Source organism: Vibrio sp. SS-MA-C1-2 (assembly GCF_021513135.1).
Lineage (GTDB): Bacteria > Pseudomonadota > Gammaproteobacteria > Enterobacterales > Vibrionaceae.
This window is the reverse complement of sequence record NZ_CP090981.1, coordinates 2,638,076-2,660,421: the sequence shown is the minus strand read 5'-3', so window position 1 is coordinate 2,660,421 and position 22,346 is coordinate 2,638,076. Positions and strand designations below refer to the sequence as shown.

The 22,346-nt window shown below is 38.6% G+C and carries 20 protein-coding genes; 8 read left to right on the top strand and 12 right to left on the bottom strand.

Annotated features, from left to right (window positions below):
• Window positions 1-81: 81 nt before the first annotated feature.
• Complete coding sequence (locus tag L0B53_RS16425) at window positions 82-1,869, bottom strand: sigma 54-interacting transcriptional regulator (protein WP_235060673.1); 1,788 nt, start codon at window positions 1,867-1,869, stop codon at window positions 82-84.
• Window positions 1,870-2,434: 565 nt separating this feature from the next.
• Between L0B53_RS16425 and ygeW the strand changes: the two genes are divergently transcribed.
• From ygeW to arcC, 5 genes are all read left to right on the top strand, one after another.
• Window positions 2,435-3,622 carry a knotted carbamoyltransferase YgeW gene (ygeW, locus tag L0B53_RS16420; RefSeq protein WP_235060672.1) on the top strand — a complete coding sequence of 396 codons (1,188 nt, stop codon included), beginning with the start codon at window positions 2,435-2,437 and terminating at the stop codon, window positions 3,620-3,622.
• A 137-nt stretch (window positions 3,623-3,759) separates the two neighbouring features.
• Window positions 3,760-4,968 carry a diaminopropionate ammonia-lyase gene (gene dpaL, locus L0B53_RS16415; protein WP_260115562.1) on the top strand — a complete coding sequence of 403 codons (1,209 nt, stop codon included), beginning with the start codon at window positions 3,760-3,762 and terminating at the stop codon, window positions 4,966-4,968.
• Between the two features lie 125 nt (window positions 4,969-5,093).
• Window positions 5,094-6,314 (top strand): YgeY family selenium metabolism-linked hydrolase, encoded by a 1,221-nt coding sequence (locus L0B53_RS16410; RefSeq protein WP_235060671.1) that lies wholly within the window; start codon window positions 5,094-5,096, stop codon window positions 6,312-6,314.
• 166 nt (window positions 6,315-6,480) lie between these two features.
• Window positions 6,481-7,899 (top strand): dihydropyrimidinase, encoded by a 1,419-nt coding sequence (gene hydA / locus L0B53_RS16405; protein ID WP_235060670.1) that lies wholly within the window; start codon window positions 6,481-6,483, stop codon window positions 7,897-7,899.
• Between the two features lie 101 nt (window positions 7,900-8,000).
• On the top strand, window positions 8,001-8,903 hold the full coding sequence (gene arcC, locus L0B53_RS16400) for a carbamate kinase (RefSeq protein ID WP_235060669.1): 903 nt from the start codon (window positions 8,001-8,003) through the stop codon (window positions 8,901-8,903).
• Window positions 8,904-9,052: 149 nt separating this feature from the next.
• Here the strand turns inward: arcC and L0B53_RS16395 are convergent, their stop codons facing one another.
• From L0B53_RS16395 to L0B53_RS16345, 11 genes are all read right to left on the bottom strand, one after another.
• Window positions 9,053-9,322, bottom strand: a complete 270-nt coding sequence (locus L0B53_RS16395; protein ID WP_235062276.1) for a type II toxin-antitoxin system YafQ family toxin — start codon at window positions 9,320-9,322, stop codon at window positions 9,053-9,055.
• An 8-nt stretch (window positions 9,323-9,330) separates the two neighbouring features.
• Window positions 9,331-9,582, bottom strand: coding sequence for a type II toxin-antitoxin system RelB/DinJ family antitoxin (locus tag L0B53_RS16390; RefSeq protein WP_235060668.1), 252 nt, complete (start codon window positions 9,580-9,582; stop codon window positions 9,331-9,333).
• A gap of 150 nt (window positions 9,583-9,732) precedes the next feature.
• On the bottom strand, window positions 9,733-10,887 hold the full coding sequence (locus L0B53_RS16385) for a 3-phenylpropionate MFS transporter (protein WP_235060667.1): 1,155 nt from the start codon (window positions 10,885-10,887) through the stop codon (window positions 9,733-9,735).
• A 251-nt stretch (window positions 10,888-11,138) separates the two neighbouring features.
• The gene (locus tag L0B53_RS16380) at window positions 11,139-12,095 is read right to left on the bottom strand and encodes a D-2-hydroxyacid dehydrogenase (protein ID WP_235060666.1); all 957 of its coding nucleotides are present in this window, start codon (window positions 12,093-12,095) and stop codon (window positions 11,139-11,141) included.
• A gap of 140 nt (window positions 12,096-12,235) precedes the next feature.
• Complete coding sequence (locus L0B53_RS16375; protein WP_235060665.1) at window positions 12,236-13,450, bottom strand: hypothetical protein; 1,215 nt, start codon at window positions 13,448-13,450, stop codon at window positions 12,236-12,238.
• Window positions 13,447-13,836 carry a GtrA family protein gene (locus L0B53_RS16370; RefSeq protein WP_235060664.1) on the bottom strand — a complete coding sequence of 130 codons (390 nt, stop codon included), beginning with the start codon at window positions 13,834-13,836 and terminating at the stop codon, window positions 13,447-13,449. Before L0B53_RS16370 ends, L0B53_RS16375 begins: the two co-directional genes overlap by 4 nt.
• Window positions 13,826-14,395, bottom strand: coding sequence for a hypothetical protein (locus tag L0B53_RS16365; RefSeq protein WP_235060663.1), 570 nt, complete (start codon window positions 14,393-14,395; stop codon window positions 13,826-13,828). Before L0B53_RS16365 ends, L0B53_RS16370 begins: the two co-directional genes overlap by 11 nt.
• Window positions 14,389-14,841 carry a glycosyltransferase family 2 protein gene (locus L0B53_RS16360; protein WP_235060662.1) on the bottom strand — a complete coding sequence of 151 codons (453 nt, stop codon included), beginning with the start codon at window positions 14,839-14,841 and terminating at the stop codon, window positions 14,389-14,391. Before L0B53_RS16360 ends, L0B53_RS16365 begins: the two co-directional genes overlap by 7 nt.
• Window positions 14,831-15,472: a hypothetical protein gene (locus L0B53_RS16355; protein WP_235060661.1), complete on the bottom strand. Its 642-nt coding sequence runs from the start codon at window positions 15,470-15,472 to the stop codon at window positions 14,831-14,833. The genes L0B53_RS16360 and L0B53_RS16355 overlap by 11 nt, the downstream gene beginning before the upstream one ends.
• A gap of 249 nt (window positions 15,473-15,721) precedes the next feature.
• Window positions 15,722-17,098 carry an L-cystine transporter gene (locus tag L0B53_RS16350; protein WP_235060660.1) on the bottom strand — a complete coding sequence of 459 codons (1,377 nt, stop codon included), beginning with the start codon at window positions 17,096-17,098 and terminating at the stop codon, window positions 15,722-15,724.
• Window positions 17,099-17,668: 570 nt separating this feature from the next.
• Window positions 17,669-18,613 carry a LysR family transcriptional regulator gene (locus L0B53_RS16345; RefSeq protein WP_235060659.1) on the bottom strand — a complete coding sequence of 315 codons (945 nt, stop codon included), beginning with the start codon at window positions 18,611-18,613 and terminating at the stop codon, window positions 17,669-17,671.
• A gap of 792 nt (window positions 18,614-19,405) precedes the next feature.
• Here L0B53_RS16345 and L0B53_RS16340 point away from each other — a divergent pair.
• From L0B53_RS16340 to L0B53_RS16330, 3 genes are all read left to right on the top strand, one after another.
• Window positions 19,406-20,617, top strand: coding sequence for a GAF domain-containing sensor histidine kinase (locus L0B53_RS16340; protein ID WP_235060658.1), 1,212 nt, complete (start codon window positions 19,406-19,408; stop codon window positions 20,615-20,617).
• Window positions 20,610-21,215: a response regulator transcription factor gene (locus tag L0B53_RS16335; RefSeq protein WP_235060657.1), complete on the top strand. Its 606-nt coding sequence runs from the start codon at window positions 20,610-20,612 to the stop codon at window positions 21,213-21,215. Before L0B53_RS16340 ends, L0B53_RS16335 begins: the two co-directional genes overlap by 8 nt.
• Before the next feature lie 413 nt (window positions 21,216-21,628).
• Complete coding sequence (locus tag L0B53_RS16330) at window positions 21,629-22,294, top strand: TrkA family potassium uptake protein (RefSeq protein WP_235060656.1); 666 nt, start codon at window positions 21,629-21,631, stop codon at window positions 22,292-22,294.
• The last annotated feature ends 52 nt before the right edge of the window (window positions 22,295-22,346 follow it).

Here is a 22,346-nt window from a genome sequence, read left to right as displayed (position 1 = left end):
TGTTGAATCATTCGCGTTATTTGACGTTGCTAGCGATAGTCTCTCTTGATCGTTCGATAGCAACTTCAATTCTCTTGGCTGTTAGGGTGTCTCTATTTCATTCAATTGGTACTTCTTGATTTTTCGATATAACGTTGCGATACCGATCCCCAATTCTTTTGCCGCGATCTTGCGGCTGCTTACCCGCTTTAATACCTTACTTATCTGTTCCGCTTCCATCTCTTCTAATGTTTCTTCATGGCTTTGATTTGCTGGATGTACTTTTATGGTAGAGACAGAAGGCTTATGAGGTGTTTGGGTCTCGATATAAGGAGGCAGCAAATCAAGATCGATGGTTTCCCCCGTTGGTACAATATTAATTAAATACTCCATGAGATTACTTAATTCCCTGACATTACCCGGCCAACGATAATGATTTAACGCTTCGATGGTTTCTGGTGTCATACCGGGGTAAGGGACACCAATCTTTCGACTATGATGGTCTAAAAAGTGGTGAGCTAACTTATCTATATCTCCATCTCTTTCTCGCAGTGGAGGTAAAAAAACAGGGATGACATTTAAGCGATAATAGAGATCTTCTCTGAATCTGCCTTCTTGAATCATTTTATGGAAATCTTGGTTGGTTGCTGAGATGATCCGAATATCAACAGTGACGGCTTTATTTGCTCCAATCGGCATCACCTCCCGCTCTTCTAATACTCGTAATAACTTGGCTTGTAGTGACATCGACATATCGCCAATTTCATCAAGGAAAAGTGTGCCTTTATTTGCAGCTTGAATCAGCCCAATTTTTCCCTTGGTTGATGCGCCAGTGAATGCTCCTTTGACATAGCCAAATAACTCACTCTCAAGTAAGTGCTCAGGAATAGCGGCACAGTTAATGGCGATAAAAGGTTGGTGAATACTCTGACTTGATGAATGAATGGCTTTGGCGATCACTTCCTTTCCGGTGCCACTTTCACCATGAATAAGAACGCTAGACGGACTATTAGCAATTCGAGAAAGTAAGCGTTTAATGGCTAACATCTGTTTACATTCACCAACAATTGGTGACAGGTGAGGGTCGTCATGACGAGGAACTGCAATATGATTAGGTTGGAAATAAGACATTAAGAACAATTGTTGCTCTTTTATTTGGTGAAATAATCCCATGACTAGCTCTTGTCTGGATCCAAGAGAGATGATGTGTTGTTGGTGGCCATCAAGAATATGATGTTGACTTAATGTTTCTATCTTAACTTTAGCATTAGCCAGTGAACCGTTAGTGAGGTTTAAATAGTTCAATGCGACTTGATTACCAAATCTAACATGGGCTTGCTGATCTAAAACTAAAACCCCTTGATCCATATCTTCAATTAAACGAATAAATATCTGATCAATATCGTTATTATGTTTATTGTTTTCGGTCAAGCTAGTGACAAAGACTTGAGCAATATGACGAACATACTCAGTAAATGTTTGAGTGTTCTCTTGAATATCTTGTTGTTGCTGCTGGTTGAATGCCGCTAAACTAATCACACCAATACAGCGTTCAGATATTAATATTGGCACCCCAATAAATGCCGTTTCTTGGCAATTATCGCGAGTTTGACATTCAATACACAAAGGATCATTGTGAGATTTAACGACCACCTTCTCTTTCTTATTTTCAATAATGTAACGGAAGAGACGGGAGCTTGTTGAAAGTGGTTGACCGAATGCATGATCGTAAGGACCGGTACCTGCTATTCGGACTAAATTAGCATCAACAACCTCAACATCGATTTTTAAAATGGCAGATAACATCTTGCTAAATTTGATGATTGTTGGTTGTAGTTTCATCAATTCTGAAACAGGCTGAATGTTTAGGTTATTTGTCTGTCCGCTCATTTTTATCCCTTTCGTCAAAGTTAATACCGATTAGAAATCCCTTAAATCTACTCGTTGTGTTAAATATGAGTGTTATTACATACCTTAAATTAAATTGTTATTAATTTATTTGACCTGAATCGTATAAATGTTATTCAAAGTGCATTTTTTGTTTTTACAGATATTATTTTATATCTATTAATGATTGAAATTCCCCATTATAAATTTTTGATAATTATCGACTATGAGATATTTATTGATAGTAAAAGATACTTGAGAATATCAATATGATAAGTCATTGAATCTATCACTATCATTTTGGTGATTATGAGAATAAATGATAAAAAAATATTCGTGATGGTGATCACTTATTAATATTTGATCTCGATCATTGTATAAATATAACTTACTTACTTTTCAGTGGCTTAGGTATTTATTTGCTTATTTTGTTTTAATTGGCACAGATATCGCTTATGTATAAGTAACTCAGCGAAATAATCCTGAATGAAAAAATAGAGTGACAAAAAACAGCAAACAATAAGAAATTTAATTACAAGAAATTATAAATTGTAAAGGACAATAAAAAATGAAGAATGTTAATGAATTAATTAAAGAGATAAACGAATTAGATTCTAACTTAAGTGAAAAAGATTTTCTATTAACATGGGAACAAACTCCGGCAGAGCTTGAACGTGTCCTAAAAACTGCAGAAGCTTTAAAAGCAATGCGTGGCGAAAATATCGCAACTAACGTATTTAATAATGGTTTAGGTATCTCCTTATTCCGTGATAATTCAACTCGTACACGCTTCTCTTATGCATCAGCAATTAACATGCTGGGTCTAGCTCAACAAGATCTAGATGAAGGGAAATCACAGATTGCACACGGCGAAACTGTTCGTGAAACAGCAAACATGATCTCTTTCTGTGCAGATGTTATTGGTATCCGTGATGACATGTATTTAGGTGCGGGTAACGCATACATGCGTGAAGTTGGTGAAGCTCTTGATGATGGTTTCAAAGAAGGTGTACTGCCACAGCGTCCAGCTATCGTAAACCTACAGTGTGATATTGACCACCCAACGCAATCTATGGCTGACCTTGCATGGTTACAAGAGCACTTCGGTAGCTTAGAAGAGCTTAAAGGTAAGAAAATTGCAATGACATGGGCATACTCGCCAAGCTACGGTAAGCCATTATCTGTACCACAAGGAATCATCGGTCTGATGACTCGCTTCGGTATGGATGTGACATTAGCTCACCCAGAAGGTTATGACCTAATTCCTGAAGTGGTTGAAGAAGCACGTAAGAATGCTGAGCTATCTGGCGGTTCTTTCGCTCAAGTTAACACAATGGAAGAAGCATTTGACGGTGCAGACATCGTTTATCCTAAGTCTTGGGCGCCTTACCAAGTGATGGGCAAGCGTACTGAACTTCTTCGTGCCAATGACCATGATGGACTTAAAGCATTAGAGCAAGAGTGTCTAGCTGAGAATGCTAAGCACAAAGAGTGGCATTGTACTGAAGAGATGATGACGCGCACTAAAGGTGGTGAAGCACTATATATGCACTGTCTACCTGCTGATATCACAGGTCTATCTTGTAAAGAAGGTGAAGTAACAGAAGGCGTATTTGAGAAGTATCGTATTGAGACTTATAAAGAAGCAAGCTGGAAGCCATATATCATTGCTGCAATGATCCTTAACCGTAAGTACCAAGAACCAGGTGCCGTGCTTGAAGAGTTACTAAAAGACTCAAAAGTTCGCGTTAAGTAATTTCCTTTACTACTTCAAATATGATTGAAGTTGTCGTCAAGTTGGCATCAACTTCAACCTAATCTGAGAACGTAAATTAAAATAATCAAGGTGGGGCGTTCGTCCCACTCATTAGACTCAATTTATGAGGTTCAATCGTGACGACATTCACTCTTAAAATGGATATTGCCGATAATCGTCATTTTAATGGCGCGACATCTCCACTCTTCACTCTTGATGAAGCAAAAAAAGCGCGTAGCTTCCATCAGCAAATTGATGGTTACCAACCAACACCATTGCAGTCATTGGATACATTAGCAAAAACTATTGGTGTGAATAAAGTTTTAGTTAAAGACGAATCACAGCGTTTTGATCTATGTGCATTTAAGATGCTAGGTGGAGCTTATGCTATCGCTCGCTTAATGTGTGATGAGTATAATTTAGATATCAATCACTTTAACTTTAAACAGTTAAAAAATGATATTACTGAAAAAATGACCTTTGCGACAGCAACTGATGGTAACCACGGACGTGGTGTTGCTTGGGCTGCAAATCAGTTAGGTCAAAACGCGGTTGTTTATATGCCTAAAGGGGCTGCTGATGAGCGTGTTGAGAACATTCGTGCATTAGGTGCAGAGTGTATTGTAACGGACATGAATTACGATGATACCGTTCGCCTTGCTATCCAAACCTCTGAAGAGCGCGGTTGGAAAGTGGTTCAAGATACGGCCTGGGAAGGTTATACCGAAATCCCAACTTGGATCATGCAGGGTTATACCACGTTAGTTGATGAAGCTGTTGATCAAATGGAACCAATGGGTCTACAACAGCCAACTCATATTGTTCTGCAAGCGGGTGTTGGTGCACTTGCTGGTGGCGCATTAGGTTATATGGCGAGTCGTTTTGGAGCTAAAAATATCCACTCAATCATCATTGAGCCTGAACAAGCGGATTGTATCTATCGTTCAGGTGTTGATGCAAGCGGTGAGATGGTTAACGTAGGTGGCGACTTAGATACGATTATGGTTGGTCTTGCGTGTGGTGAGCCAAACCCAATTGGCTGGCCAGTATTAAGAGATTGTGCAACGCAGTTTATCTCATGCCAAGACAAAGTTGCGGCGTTAGGGATGCGTGTTTTAGGTAACCCACTAGGTAATGATCCTCGCGTTGTTTCTGGAGAGTCAGGTGCTGTTGGTGCCGGTCTATTAGTTGCTGCTCATTATCACCCAAATAAAGAAGAACTATTTAAGCAAATGGGCTTAGATAAAGATTCTGTTGTATTACTTATCAATACAGAAGGTGATACAGATCCTGTGCATTACCGTGAAGTGACTTGGTTAGGTAAGCACCTTATCGACGCAGAATAAGTTCAGTTTAAAAAGTGGTGGTTAGTTCTTTAATCATCACTCATTCATTATTTACTAAAAAATTAAAAAATAATTATTAATTAAATCACCTTAATACCGTCAGTATTAAGTTAAGGAGAATAACAATGACACCAACTATCCCATTTGACAAAGTACTAGAACAGGCAGAGTCTTACAAAGCAGATATGACTAAATTTTTGCGTGATATGATCGCAATTCCAAGTGAAAGCTGTGATGAAGAGAAAGTTGTTCTTCGTATCAAAGAAGAGATGGAAAAAGTAGGATTTGATAAAGTAGAAATCGATCCTATGGGTAACGTATTAGGTTGGATTGGTCATGGTCCTCACCTAATTGGCATGGATGCGCATATCGATACTGTTGGTGTGGGTAACATGGATAACTGGGAATTTGACCCGTACACAGGTATGGAAGATGACGAAGTTATCGGTGGTCGTGGTGCGTCTGACCAAGAAGGCGGCATGGCATCAATGGTTTATGCAGGTAAGATCATTAAAGATTTAGGTCTTGAAGATGAATATACACTGCTTGTAACGGGTACTGTTCAGGAAGAAGATTGTGACGGCCTATGCTGGCAGTACATGATTGAAGAGAGCAACATTCGCCCTGAGTTCGTCGTAAGTACTGAACCAACTGATTGCCAAATCTACCGTGGTCAACGTGGCCGTATGGAAATCCGTGTTGATGTTGCTGGTATCAGCTGTCACGGTTCTGCGCCAGAGCGTGGTGATAACGCAATCTTCAAAATGGGTCACATCCTGCCAGAAATTGAGCAACTAGCAAACAACCTAGGCGATGATGATTTCTTAGGTAAGGGTACATTAACGGTTTCTGAAGTCTTCTTCACATCTCCAAGCCGTTGTGCGGTTGCAGATAGCTGTGCAATCTCAATTGACCGTCGTCTAACTTGGGGTGAAACTTGGAATGGCGCGATTGAAGAGATTGCTAACTTACCAGCAGTTAAGAAGTTTGGTGCAAAAGTTTCAATGTACAACTACGATGAGCCTGCTTACACCGGTTTAGTTTACCCTACAGAGTGTTACTTCCCAGCATGGAAAATTGAAGAAGAGCACATCGCAACTAAGACATTAGAGTCTAGCTTCGAGCTACTATTTGATGAGAAGCCTAAGGTTGACCGTTGGACATTCTCTACAAACGGTGTATCTATCATGGGTCGTCATGGTATTCCAGTCATTGGTTTTGGTCCTGGTAAAGAGCCAGAAGCTCATGCGCCAAACGAGAAAACTTGGAAGCAACATCTTGTGACTTGTGCAGCAATGTACGCAGTTATCCCACAGATGTACCTACACAAGTTAGGTCAGAAGTAATCATTACGACTAAAAAAGCCTGAAATCATAGGGCTTATCGTAAGAGGGTGAATGAGTCTGCGCCCTCTTACATTACCTGTTTACCCACTTATTTGTTAAAAACATAGCTCTGCCTTTCTTCTTGTTCTAATAAATAATGTGGGTCTTTTCGAAAGTGGAAACCGACATGTCTGCAACGAATCATAATCAAATAACAATTATCAAGAATGGGATTCTCGTTGATAGTCAGCAACAATCTCAGCAAGACTTAGTCATCATTAATGGCAAGATTGCTGAAACTGTAACTCAAATCCAACTTAATCAATACCCAGAAGCGACCGTTATCGATGCACAAGGCTGTTATGTTATGCCCGGTGGTATTGATGTTCATACTCATTTTAATATCGATGTGGGGATCGCCCAAAGCTGTGATGATTTCTTTACAGGAACACGTTCAGCCGCTTGCGGTGGAACCACCACCATTATCGATCATATGGGGTTTGGTCCTAGAGGCTGCTCGCTACATCATCAGCTTGCTGTTTATAAAGAACATGCCAAAGAGCGTGCCGTTATCGATTATAGCTTTCATGGTGTGATTCAGCACATTGATCAAGAGATCCTTGATGAAATGGAACAAATGGTCAGTAATGAAGGGATCAGCAGCTTCAAGTTGTATTTGACTTACGGTTATAAATTGAATGATAGCGAAACCTATCAAGCGTTAGAACAGTTGAATAAAGTCGGTGCATTAACGACAGTACACCCTGAAAATGATGCGGCAATTAATGCAAGAAAAGCACAATTAGTAGCAGAAGGGAAAACCACACCTGAATATCATCCGATTAGTCGTCCATTAGAGTGCGAAGCTGAAGCCATTGGTCGAATGATCAATTTAGCGAAACTGGCCGATGATGCGCCACTCTACATTGTCCATTTATCTAACGGATTAGGTTTGGATTATATCAATTTGGCGAAAAGATCAGGTCAAGCCGTTTGGTCTGAAACTTGCCCACAATATTTGGTATTAGACAGTGATAAATATAAAGAACCCGATGCGACTAAATATATTCTTAGTCCTCCTTTGAGAGCCAAAGAAGAGTGTGAAAAGTTATGGCAAGGTTTAATCAATAATGAAATAGATACCGTTGCAACCGATCACTGTTCATTCAATTTTGAACAACAAAAGCAGCCAAACCATCATGACTTTACTCAATGCCCAAATGGAATGCCTGGGGTTGAGACTCGAATGCCAATCTTGTTTTCTGAAGGTGTATCAAAAGGACGACTAACGTTAAATCAATTTGTCTCTTTAACCAGTGCTAAGCCTGCTCAACTGTTTGGTATCTATCCTCAAAAAGGCAGTCTAGAGATAGGAAGTGATGGCGACATTGTGATTTTCGATCCAAATGCTAATTATTGCCTCTCTCATCAACAGTTACATGATAATTGTGATCATACACCATTTGAAGGAATGGATATTCAAGGTTGGCCGACCGTTACTCTATCTAAAGGACAGATAGTTGCTCAAGATGGGACGTTCTTAGGTAAAGCAGGATCAGGGGACTTCTTGCATCGTCAAGCATTCTCACGTCAACGTTTTGAATAAAAAGATAAAAGAAGAGAAAAGATAAAATTTTATTGTGAAGCTTATTATTAATTCAAACAGATAAAAATTAAAAACTAAAACAGATTATAAGGAATGAAGATATGAAACAGACCGTTGTTGTGGCTTTAGGTGGTAATGCACTGTTACGTCGTGGTGATGCACCGACTTTTGAAAACCAATTAGAAAATATCAAAATTGCTGCACAAGCTATTGCTAAGATTTCAGAAGATTACAATGTTGCCGTCGTTCATGGTAATGGCCCTCAAGTTGGCTTATTAGCACTACAAAATTTAGCTTATGATAAAGTTGCACCCTATCCATTAGATGTACTCGGTGCTGAAAGTGAGGGCATGATCGGTTATATGCTGGCTCAAGAGTTGCAAAACTTGTTACCAGCAACGCCTGTTGCAACTATTTTGACTCGTATCGAGGTGGATCCTCAAGATCCAAGCATGCTTGATCCAACGAAGTTTATTGGACAAGTTTATAACAAAGAAGATGCCAATGTTGCAGCGGAGAAAAACCACTGGATCATGAAAGCAGATGGCGAATATATGCGCCGTGTCGTTGCTTCACCTAAACCAATGGCGATTGTTGATAAGCCTTCTATTGATGCGCTATTAACAGCGGGCCAAATGGTAATCTGTTGTGGTGGTGGTGGTATTCCAGTATGCCGTGAAGGGTCTACTTTCAGAGGTGTTGAAGGGGTTATCGATAAAGATTTAGCGGCAACGTTACTGGCCAAACAGCTTAATGCTGACAAGTTACTTATTTTAACCGATGCAGATGCGGTTTATCTTGATTGGGGTAAGCCTTCTCAGAAAGCGTTGGGTGTTGTTTCTAGCGAAGAGTTAAGTAAGCATGAATTCCCAGCAGGATCGATGGGACCTAAAGTCGAAGCGGTTTGTGATTTTGCTAATTTCGGCGGTCGTGCCTATATTGGTGCTTTAGAGCAGAGCTTAGATGTTCTTGCAGAAACTGCGGGTACTTGTGTGCATAAGTAATAATCGTTATACCCTTCTTACTTGAAGTTGCTAGGTTGTTGGCTACACTCGTTCGCCCCAATCATGTAGTACACCTACATTCATGGGACCTCGCTCACTGTCGCCTACTAGCAACTCCAATTATTTTGAGAAGAGAAGACTATTTTTAATTAAAACAGGTCACTATGGGAACCTATCCTAGCTAACTGTAAGGTATTATTATCTATTCTATAAATAAGAACTAAATCCGCTCTGATATGGCAGTCACGAAATTGACTCCAATTACCAGAAAGAGGGTGGTCGACATATTTTACATCTAAAACATCACCTCTTTGGAGTTGCGAGATAATTCCCCCAATTTCTAGAACTTCTTGTATTGGTAGCTTTACAATCTTTTTGAAATCTTTTTTAAATTGAGTAGAGAACTCAATAAAATAAATTGTTTTTTTTATCCATTCATTAAATCATCAATAGAATTTGCTTTATGTCCTTTACCTGAAGTTAGTTCATGTATTGCAGCGATTGTGTCTCGATTTGGTTTATTTAACTCTACATCAAAAGGAATTTTTCCTTGCTTAATAACGGTATGGGCAAATAGCTTAATGACCTCAGAAGGAGTTAAACCAATTTCATCACAAATAGTGGTAAATGCAATTTTAGTTTTATGATCTATATTGGTACCTATCATTTCACTTCTCATGGTTTTTAGCTCCTACATAATTATTTTCAAAGTCTAACATAATCATTGCACTGTTTAAATATTGAACGATTTCATTATGTCCGAAGTCTTACTTTTGAGTTTTATTTTATGTTAATTTAATTGATGTCTTTGAAGTACAGGGAGACCCCTTTACTCTGTAGTCGCCTGTTGTTGTGGCTGTTTAAGACGCACAAACAGAGAAGCAAACCCCATTGCAGCCATTAACCAAAAGATATTCGCTCCCCATAATTGATATCCCCAACCGCTAATCGCTGTCATTGCCGCCATAAATGCACCCAATGGAATGGCATTATAAAGCGCTTGAAGCGGAACTGTTTTGCTCTCTTGCTCGAGTTGAATATATTTAATTGCCGCAATATGCGCCATCGCAAATGTGACACCATGAAGGAGTTGGATAATGATCAATGCTGATAAATTAGTCGTTGATGCGGTTAATCCCCAACGAACCATTACGCCAATTGAAGCAATAGTAAATAGGGTATTAATTGAGAAACGAGTCAGTAGGTGCTTACCATACATAAAGAGAGATATTTCAGCAACGACGCCTAATCCCCAAAGAAACCCGATGATTTCAGACGAGTGACCCGCCGCATGCCAATGAATAGAACTAAAGCTATAAAAAGCGGCATGGCTCCCTTGTATCAAGGAAATCAAAAGAAGAAAACGTAAGGTCCTAGGCTCTTTCAGTAGTGTAGATAGTTTTATGGAATCACTATTCTCAAGAGGAGCAGATACGGGTGCTGGTGAGATCTTCATAAAACTAATAATAATAGCAAATAGAAAACCGACCATTGCCGTATAGATAATCATATCTGTACCATAATGTTTGACCAAAAAGCCCACTGCTGTCGAACCGACAATAAAGGCAATTGATCCCCATAAGCGGGTACGACCATAATCGAGAATATTTAAGCGATTATAATAATTGGTTAACGCATCCATTAATGGCATCGCTGGGCCACATAAAAAGCCAAAAATAATCGTTGCCAGCATCATTAACCAGAAACTGCCACTAATAAACAGATGACAACCAATGACAATAAAGCTCAAAATACTTAACCATCGAAGCGCAGGAATAATCGTTTCAAATTTATGAAGGCGAGGCGTTAATACCATATTTGATAGACAACGGGTGGCAAAACCCGTACCAATTAAAATCCCGATATCTGAAGGCGAAACCCCCTGACCTTCAAACCAAATCGACCAAAAAGGCAGATAAACGCCATAAGCAAAAAAGAAACCGAAAAGGTACTGTGAAATCCATTTATACGGGGTAGTGAGCATATTTTAAAAGGGCTTATTATCAAAAGGGGGTATGAACTTGATTATACGCAGTTATTTTGAGAGGTGAATAGTCAAAGAAACTTTAAATATGTTTTATCCCTTCGATATTTGAAGCTGCTAGGCTTTATTTTATAACTGTAATGGTGTCGCTCATTCACCCCAATCATATACTATACCTATATGATTGGGACTTCTCTTACTGGCTTTTCGCTTGTTAATAACTCAAATTATTGAACGTATATATTGAAATATTACACTCGATTCTGCTCTTTACCTTCAACAAATGCAGTGATATTGCTGATTAATTGATTAACTAACGTCGTAATTGCAGACTCCGATCCCCAAGCGACATGTGGTGTCAAAATCAAGTTCGGTAAATCGGCATTTTGGACTAAAATATTATCATTGGGGGCAGGCTCTTGAGTAAAAACATCGACACCCGCTCCCGCGATAATGCCACTCTTTAATGCTTCAACTAATGCCGTTTCGTTGACCAACCCGCCACGTCCAGTGTTAATTAAAATGGCTTCAGGTTTCATTTGTGAGAATTCTGCAGTGTCGATTAAGTTTGTTGTGCTTTCAGTTAGTGGGCAGTGAAGTGTCAATATATCTGACTCAGCGAGAACTTGTTCAAATGGCAGATAACCCTCACGACATGAAGTTGCACCTTTTCTCTCTGCAAAGAGTACCTTCATACCCAAAGCGGTTGCTAACACTTTAATGGCTGAACCTAAACTCCCACTGCCGATAATTCCAAGTGTCGAGTTGGCCACATCTTTAATCGGATGAGTGAAAAAGCAAAACTGTTCACACTGTTGCCAAATCTGTTGATTCTTGATGTCGTTGTGATAAGCGAGTAAATTTCGGCGTAGGGCAAAAATCATCGCCACGACATGTTCGGGAACTGTTTTATCGGCATAGCCACGAATGTTTGAAACGGCAATGCCTTTTTCTGCACAATAAGCTAAATCGACATTATTGGTTCCTGTTGCAGCAATTGCAATCATCTGTAAATGAGGTAGCTGCTCAATCAACTCACGATTTAAGATGACTTTATTGGTGATAATAATTGTGGCATCTTTTGCTCGCTCAATGACTTGATTGGGTGAGGTTTTGTCAAATGCTTGCCAATGATGTTCAAATTCAGGCGTTGGAATTGAAATGAACTCTGGAATGGTTTTTCGATCTAAAAAAACAATATTATGCATCTAACATCCTATAAGATAAGTATAAGTTATGACAATATCATACCAGAGGGTGTTGCCATTTTGTTATGTAAATTCGGTTTTTGATATTGCGAGAAGAATCAGAATTTATATGATTCTCGGTCTTCTTGAAACCAAGTGACTTAAACAGCAAAAAATTGATGAGTAAAAAAAGCGATAGTGATAAATCCACTGATAACACTACCAATACAGAGTAGAGGTGTTGTTAGTTTTGATCTTTGTTCTACCAATAAAATAATAGCCAAAAAAGCAGGGTATAGCCCAAAGATATAACGAGGCATCGCATTCACGCCTGAAGATAACGGCAAGATCAACGCTATAAACATAAATATCGCTTCAGCATAAAACCTTTTTACCACCAGATATAGATTTAAACTGAGTCCGATAATTGATGCTAGAGCAAGATAAAGTTTAGCACCACCACGTTCAAAGCCATAACTTAACCAATAAATAGGGCCATGAAGTTCTCGCCCCCAAGCTATTTGAATATGACCAAATGCCAATCCATCGCCTGTTAAATAGTAGAGATAAAGCATATAGCTGAAAAAGCCCAGTGGAATAACCCAAAGTACGGCAATGATCTTGATGGCTTGCGTAGAAAATTGCAGAAAAGCGTTAATGCCATAAAAACTAATGGCAATCCATAAAACAGGGAAGACTAACATGACCCCTAAGTTACGAGTTACCGCCGCTAAACAACCAAAAACAGCCACCCATAACCATTGACGTTGATAACAAAATAAAAAAAGTGCTGAGACAAAAGTGATAAACATCGGCTCAGTATAACCACTCATCGAGTAGACGGTATAAGGGGAAAATACGATAAACCAGATCGCGAACTTAATACTTTTGATGGTGAATTTTAATTGCTGAAGCGTCAGTGTAATAACAAACAGGCTGGCGATAAAAAAGAGGTTAGTGACGATAATTAACGCTAAAGCGGTATCACCCACTATTTTTGCAACAAACGAGGCCAATAAAGGATATAGCGGCATAAACGCCCAATTTGCCCCATTTTCATGTCGTAACCATTGAGGATGAGTGTCATAACCATGTTCAATAATACGTTGAAACCAGACACAATCAAAACGACAAACCGTTTGAAAAAGGTGTTGAACAGAAATTAACTCGCCATTAATAAAATTAGCTTGGTCAGGGGTACCAAAAACTTCAACGCCAGTTAAACCAATAAAATAGAGAGCGATGCGACTTAATAGATAGGCAGATACAATTGTAAAGAATAACTCTCGAGAAATTCGTCGCGGAGGGCTCTCCTTCACCTCTTGATGACTTAAACTTTTAGGCGGACGAGGGTAATTTGGATTAGGATTTATCATGACTTAAACACCCAAACTTTGGCTAAAATAAAGATAATAATTGGCATACAGAGAGTCGAGATAGTGACAGATAGCCAACCTGAAACCAGTTGAGCCTGTAATAACCCAGTCAGAATTAAATTATTCACTAAAAAGCCCAACAGTGCCACGAGCAAAAAACGCCAAAATGAACCTGCTTTATTAAATGTAATGTAACGATGACCAAAATAGGAGACAAAAAAAGCCACTGAAAACGCCGCAATATTCGCAGTATATTCTGAAACAGAAGGGATAAAGTGAAAATAAAGTTTAACGATAGAGAGATGGACAAGTGTCGAAAGACCGCCAATGAATGCAAATCGATTGAGCTGCCAGAAAGCTTTTAGATCAAAAAATTTAGTCATCATCTCGCTCTTTATTCTCGATCTGCTCTTTGGTGTTAGATGATTTAGTCTTCTTTTGATTATAACGCCCATAAATGCCCTCGATTAAGTAAATAGGACGTTGTTTGAGTTCAATAAACATCTTACTTAAGTAACTGCCAATGACCCCTAATGAAAGCAATTGAATCCCACCTAAAAAAAGCACAACGACAATGGTTGATGCATAACCGGGTGTTTTGATATCAAAGAATATCGCTTCAATTAAAAAGACCATCATTAAAATAAATGCACCTAAGGAGATAGCACCACCAATAAAGCTCCAGATTCTTAACGGCCATGCGGTAAAACTAAAAATACCATCGATAGCGAAATTCCACAGCTTCCAATAGTTAAATTTACTCTCCCCAACGTTGCGTTCAGGTCGTTCAAAAGGGATACCGACACAACGAAAAGCCGACCAGGCGAGTAACCCTTTCATAAAACGGTTGCGCTCAGGAAGTTGTTTCATGGCTTCGATAACTTTACGGTCAATTAAGCGAAAATCACCGACATTCTCAGGGATTTTAGTTTCACTAGCTAACATATTGAAGACTTTATAAAACCCCCCGCCGTTTGACGTTTGAGCCAAGTATCGGCAGAACGATCTACTCGTACACCATAAACGGTATCGCAATCGCCTTGTAGCCATCGATCGACAAATTGTAAAATGAGTTCTGGTGGATCTTGAAGATCGACATCAATCAGCACCGCCGCATCACCTTGAACATAATCGAGACCGGCAGTCATCGCTGCTTCTTTACCAAAATTACGCGCTAAATTCACTAATGAGATCGAATCATCTTGGGTGATAAACTCTTCGATCACTTGTCGGGTTTGATCTTGGCTGCCGTCATTGATAAAGACAATATCTATGTGGTCACGAATCGTCGCTAAACGGTCATTAATTGCCTCAAGAAAAGGGGCAATACCTTGTTGTTCATTATAGACGGGAACCAGAATAGAAAGGCTATAGTTCTCTTTATTGACCATGCTGATGGATTCCTGTTGTTGTCGATAGTGGGAGCGTCGTAAATTTAATTGTCGATAGCTTCAATGGTTTTTTCGTTTCTAGTTTTAGATAGAATATTTCTGTTAAATTAGAGATATCTAATTGAGTTAACTTTGATAAAGGTATCTCAGCTTTTAGTACTAAGTTATTGCCTTTGATTGGCTGAAGCTGTGATGTTACCTGGGTTACATTCGATTGAATGAATGCTAATGCAATGGGTGATTGCTGTCGTTCTATCGTGGTTAAGGTAATCATGATATTGGATTTTGGTAACTCAGTTAAATAAAAATAGATCCCGCCATCACTCTTTAATGTGCGGAATGTTTTTTGTTCTTTTTTGTTCCAACCTTGCCGAGAAAGAAAAGGATTATCTGAAATAAGGGAAATGTCTTTATTTAGGGGAAGTTGTAGCCCTAAATTTGTGCGGTCAGTTTGCCAAAAGAGTGTCTCTTTCTTGAGGTAATAAGCTTGGTAAGCGGGAGAGACCTTCGGTGTTAATGCGTGATAGAGAACAGTAAGATAATACGCGGATAGGGAAGCAATCAGTATAATTAAACCTAAGCGGATTTTTCTTTCAGAAATTGATGCTTTAAGTGATTCTAGTTCAGACATAAAAGAAAAATACCATAAAGTTTGTTAGCTTATCTTTTGCGTTATCTAGCTACTTTATTGAAGACAAATACCTAGTTACTTAACTGAAGACAAATAGAAAAAAAGCCGGAATATACTTGTTTATCATTAAGTATAATCCGGCTTTCTCATTATATGTTGAGTTTGATAACATTATCCAATCATCAGTCGTGAATAATATTATTCCCTCTTGTTATATCTCTATTAAATTAATGGGTTATTCACCTTAACTTAACTTTTTTGAGTTGCTAACTTACTGCTGAATTTCTCTTTGGTTTTCAAAATTCGGCTGGTTAGCGTACCCGCTGTCATTGCGCCACTTACATTCAAAGCCGTACGCGCCATGTCGATAAGAGGTTCAATCGAGATAAGTAGGGCAGCAATCGTAACTGGTAGCCCCATTGCGGGTAATACGATAAGAGCAGCAAATGTCGCACCACCACCCACACCGGCGATACCAAATGAACTGATAGTAATAATAGCAATTAATGATAATAGGAAGCTAATGTCGAATGGGTTGATACCCACCGTTGGTGCGACCATCACTGCTAACATTGCAGGGTAGATGCCCGCACAACCATTTTGACCAATTGTAGCCCCAAATGTTGCTGATAAATTTGCAATCGCAGGCGGTACATTTAATTTATTGATTTGAGCTTCTACGTTTAATGGAATCGTTGCCGCACTACTACGTGAAGTAAATGCGAATGTTAATACTGGCCAGATTTTCTTAAAGTACTCTTTCGGTGTGACACCGACTAAAGAGACAAGGAAGCCATGGACAAGGAACATTAATGCAATAGCAACATAAGAGGCAACAATAAAGCTTAACAGGTTCATGATGTCAGCCATGCTTGATGTTGCAACGACTTTTGTCATTAACGCCATCACGCCGTATGGTGTTACTGCCATAATCATCTTAACAAGACGCATAACAATAGATTGAGCAACATCAACAAACTGACGAATAGGTTTAGCAAACTCTTCACGCTCACTGCTGACTTTAAGGGCTGCAATACCGACTAGAATACCAAAGATAACAACAGCAATAATAGACGTCGAACGGGCACCGGTTAAGTCTGCAAATGGGTTAGTTGGAATAAAGCTGACTAACATTTGAGGAATAGTGAGGTCACTGACTGAGCCTAAACGACTTTCCAGTGCTGATGCACGAGCTGCTTCTCTAGCACCTTCGGTCATACCTGCTGCAGAAAGATCAAATAAGTAAGTGACTGCGATACCGACCGCAGCAGAGATTGCTGTTGTCGTTAAAAGTACTCCAATCGTTAATCCACTGATCTTGCCAAGAGAAGAACTCTTTTCAAGTTTAACCACCGCTGAAATCATTGATATCAATACCAAAGGCATGATAATCATTTTCAGTAAACCAACATAGCCCTGTCCAACAACGTTCGTCCAAGCCAATGATTGTTTAATCACTTCTGGCGAGTCAGCATAGAAGAATTGGAGTAAAAGACCATAACCACTACCCGCAACGACACCTAATAAAACGAGTCGCGATAAGGTTGCTGATTTACGTTGTTGTTTATTAAGCAGAAATAGAAGTCCTGCAAAGACAAATAGATTTAATAATAGAAAAGTAGACATTAGATTCCCTTCTGGTGTTACGTCATATCCTTTAAAGCTGATATCCCTTTATTATCTTGAAGTCGCTAGGTTGTTGGCTGCGTTTGTTCGCCCTAATCATATAGTCAATCTATACTTATGGGGTTTCACTCCCTTGCTGTCTGCTCGTCACTCCAATTGCTTTAGGTATCTGCTTTAAATTACAAATAAAATGAGTAAATAAAAGTTTAGATAGAGGTAATATAGGGGAATCAGGTTTTATTAAAAGTAACTAAAAATTATTACATATAACATTTTGTTTTAAGGAAATGTTAAAATAATGATAAATGGTGGCTAGGGAGAAGTGATTTCTTAGCAAAGAGAAAAAGCCAGTATCGTGATGATTCGTCACGATGCCAGCTAATAAGAAGAGTTATTTATACCCTCATACTTGAATCGGTTAGGTTGTTGGCGTCGCTCGTTCACCCCAATCATAGAGTACACCTATACTCATGAGGCCTCATTCACTTGCCGCCTACTAGCCACTCCAATTATTTCAGGGATAGAACAACGGGGTTTAAATTGTTCTTTCAAGCTATTTTTAGCAATGAGTTAAACAACCGGTGCTTGGTATTGGTAGATATCATCAATGGATGAATCTTTAGCTTGTTCTAAACCACGTAACTGTTCACGTAACCACTTATGAGCAAGATCATTGCTACGGGAAGGATGCCAAATCATCGAGACAGGGATGTTATCTAACCCCAATGGCGATTTAGTATATTTTAAGTTAAAGACTGAGCAGAATTTTTCAGCAACTTCTTTAGTGACTAAGCCAATCAGTTCTGAGTTTTCAATAATAGAAAGTAGTTCTGTTGTCTCTTTTGCACGCCATGTCACATTACGCTGCTTGAGTAATTCAATATCCAAATCATTCGCAAGACTACCACGACGATCCCATTGTGAGTGAACAACATGCTGCTCAGCCATAAACTGCTCTACAGAAATAGAATCGTTAATACGTGGATGATTATTATTATAGACAACCACTAATTCTTCATATCGAATAACTTCACTACAAAGTGCTTCATGACTTGGATTTTCAATGCAGATAGCAAGATCATGCTTTTGAAATCTTAAGTTTGTCTCTAAATTATCAGTAAAAAGAGGCTGAGTCTCAATCGTGATATTAGGGGCATTTTGTTTAAGTGATTTCGCTAATTTTGGCATCAACGAGAAGTACGACGCACTAAACGTTGCAATATTAAATACGCGGTTAGACTGTAACGCATTAAATTGACGCAGCGTTGGAATCGTCGATGTGTAGTTATCCATTACGGCTAAAAGCATAGGATAAATATCTAACGCATAGTTTGTTGGTTCAACACCGTAATTAGTACGGTTAAAAAGTGGATCTTTATAAACATCACGCAACTTTTTTAATGCGGCACTGACTGCTGGCTGGCTAATATTCATACGTGCAGCGGCACGAGAAAGGCTATGCTCTTCCATTATCGTAATAAAAAATGGGACAAGACTTAAATCTGTATGCTTCATAATGAACTCTTCAACATATAATCGATAGGATTATTTAAAAGGTATTACATATCTATACCCTTCTTACTTGACGTTGCTAGGTTGTTGGCTACGCTCGCTCGCCTCAATCATATAGCGCACCTATACTCATGGGGCCTCACTTGCTTGCCGCCGACTAGCCGCGCCAATGACTTTGGGTATATATTTATCTGGCAACCAATTATTTTAGATATAGATATGTAAACTTAACTATTTAACTTAAATGAGATGTATCAATTTAAGTGATAATAAGTATTTGCAAATAAAATCCTTATTGTTTACTAAGATCTTTATGAAAATAAAAAGATTAATATAGATAAATTAAAATAATCTCTTATTGATAAGTTTAAAATCTAACATTTTTCAAGTGATTAGATTGATCTAGGTAAAGCAAAAACTATGGGATATATCATAGATATAATTAATTCTAATGACTACTAGGAGTATTACTAGTTATTTATTTAATGTTATAAAACAATTGATTGAGGCTTGTTATTTTTGAGTTTGTCTGTTTAATAATTAAATGGTTGGATTGGCGTAAGTTCAATTCACTATTTGGCGAGTTATGGTGATAGTTATAATTTAAATTAACTCGATTTATTTTGGGTATATACCCAAAGTCATTGGAGTTGCTAGTCGGCGGCAAACGCGTGTAGCCAACAACCTAGCGAATTCAAGTAAGAAGAGTATAAGCGTGTTTTTTAGTGTTATATTTAAAGAAAATATTCCATATCTGTTTTTCTGTATCAATAAAAAGGGTTTCTAGGCGTGTATATGAAAGATAAAAAAAGTTGGGTTGATACAGAGTTAAATGAAGTTGAAAAGTATTTCACTTCAATCTCTAATGGCTTCTTAGAAATAGAGATGAAAGATACAGTAACAAAAATAAAGTCGGTCCTTCATGAGTTATTAGATATGTTTGCTGTTGATCGTATGTCCATGATCCAATTGACAGGCGATAACCAGTTAAAGAATATGTATGTTAGTGCCAGAGATGAGATCAGTACTCCAATTATCACCCTGATACCAGACACCAATGGTATTTACTTAAATACGATACTTAAAGGCGGAATGGTTTGTGTTGATCATTCACCTAAAGATTTAATGAGTGAAGAAGAGTTTAAAGTCGCTCAGATGGAAGGCGTCATTGCACACTTAGTTTTACCTTTATCGTTTAGAGGGAAGATCTGGGGGGCATTAGCCGTGAGTCGATTCTATGAACATGATCATTGGGAGAAAGGGGTCATTGAACGACTTAAAACATTTGGTGAATACCTTGCAGCAAAAATTGAACATTATAATTTATGGTTAAAAACAGAAGAACAACAAGAAAAGCTCGTTCAACTCTCTCGGCAGTTAATGGAAAATCAAGAAACGGAAAGAAGAGCATTGTCGAGAGAACTACACGATAACTTTTCTCAACATATGGCATTTCTTACTATTAAAGCCGGTGCGGTGATTAATCGAGCTGAAAATAACACCATTGATGTTGAAGAGTTGAAAGATTTGCGTTCAGAAATCCAAGTCGTGGCGAAAGATATGCAAGAACTATCTCGTTCACTTCATCCAGCCATTTTAGAAGACTTGGGGTTAGTTGCGGCATTGAAAGCGGAATGTCGCCGTGTTGAACAATTAAAACCCTTTAAAATACACAGTATGATTAAAGCTGTGCCACAATTAAAATTGGTAGTGAAGTTAAATATTTATCGAATATTACAAGAGTCGCTGAATAATATCGCAAAGTATGCCAAAGCAAGTAATGTCTTTGTTACGTTTGAACTTCTCGATGATCTCTTGTTATTTGAAGTGTGTGATGACGGGATCGGTGCCGATTTAGCAAATCTTAATAAACATGGTCAACTCGGCTTAGTGAGTATGACTGAGCGTGCGCAGCAATTTAATGGTAAAGCCCTGTTTGAAAGCGAGCCAAATGAAGGGTTTACAGTGAGAATAGAAATACCGCTTGATAAGGATCTTTATGAGTAATTTAATTTTAGCCGACGATCACCTGTTAGTCGCTCAAGGTATTGCTAGCCTTTTAGAGCCGCAACATAAGATTATTGCAATTGCAAAAGATGGTGAAGAGTTGGTGAAGTTGGTCAAAGAGCATAAGCCGGATCTAGTTATTACCGACATTAATATGCCGGGAATGACGGGTATTGCTGCGGTTGCAAGATTAAAGCGTGATTTTAAAGAGCTGAAAACGATCTGTTTAACCATGCATGATGAAGTGGAATACGCAGAAGGCGCTTTAGCCGCCGGAGCTAATGGGTATATCTTAAAACATCAAGCTGGAGAAGAGCTGGTGGCTGCAGTTACTGCAGTATTAAATGGTCAACGTTATATCTCGAAAGCGATTAATCTCAGCTTAAATGAAGATAAGCCAGTTTTAACCGCGCGTCAGCTAAGTGTTTTGCAATTGTTAGCGCAAGGGAAGTCTGCTCGTCAAGTTGCTGAAGAGCTATTTATCTCCTCTCGAACCGTTGAGTTCCATAAATATTCCATGATGAAATTAATTGATGCAAAAACAAGTGCAGAGTTAATACAGTATGCTTTTAACTATGGCTTGGTGAAAAAAAACTAAGACACCCTTGATAGTTGAAGTCTCTAGGTTGTTCGCTGTACTCACTCAGTTGCCGCCTACTAGCAATTCCGATTATTTTAGGTATAAAAGTACACTCGATTAGGAGGGCGAAAGGTGCCCTCTATCTTAAAATAACGATAATTTTCTATTTCTCTTGCCACCTTGATCTACTCAATAACCTCTCCTTATTATTTTCTTATTGATTTTTATAGAAAAATCCTTAATCGACAAAAATGGAAAAATAGGCTGCATTATTGTAAGGAACTTACAACTTGTAAAGCTAATTCAAAAAGAGCACTATCCTGCGCTTAGTTTCAATATCAGTTCGTTTACCTTGTCTCTAGAAGGCTTTTTAGCCTTTTATTTTCGATGACAATGTTGGCTAACTTTTGGTGAAGTAGTAGAGATAAAGCATGAGTGTAGAACAGAAACAATTTGCGGTGATTGGTCTTGGGCGCTTTGGTATGGCACTTTGTGAAGAGCTAAGTGAGCAAGGTGCAGAAGTATTAGCGATTGATCTAAATGAAGATCGTGTAAAACAAGCCGATGAGATCACTTCTCAAGCAGTCGTTGCTGATTGCTCGAATGCGGATGTACTAGCAGAATTGCGTTTAGATGACTATGACATTGTTATGGTCGCGATTGGCGAAGATATTAAAGCCAGTATTTTAACCACATTGATGCTAAAAGAAGCCGGTGTCAACACGGTGTGGGTAAAAGCAAAAGATCGTTACCATCATAAAATTCTCTCTAAAATTGGCGCAGATATTATTATTCGTCCCGACCGAGATATGGGGGTTCGCGTAGCAAGAAAAATGCTTGATACTCGAGTTTTTGAATTTATCGATCTGGGTAATAATCTCTCGTTAGTTGAGCTTGTGATTTTAAAAGAACACTCAGGCAGACGTCTAAATCAACTACTTTGCTGCAAAAAGAACAGTGCTTGTGAGCTATTGGGCTTTAAGCGTGGTGCTGAGTTAATTAAAGAGCCTGATATGGAAACAGCTTTGGAGATTGGCGATATCTTAATTCTTGCTGGCCCAAATGAAATTCTAAATGAACGATTGAAAAGATTGTAATCGTTTAAATATCTGCAGTATGTTTGATTAGCATGAGTAAATAAGATTATAC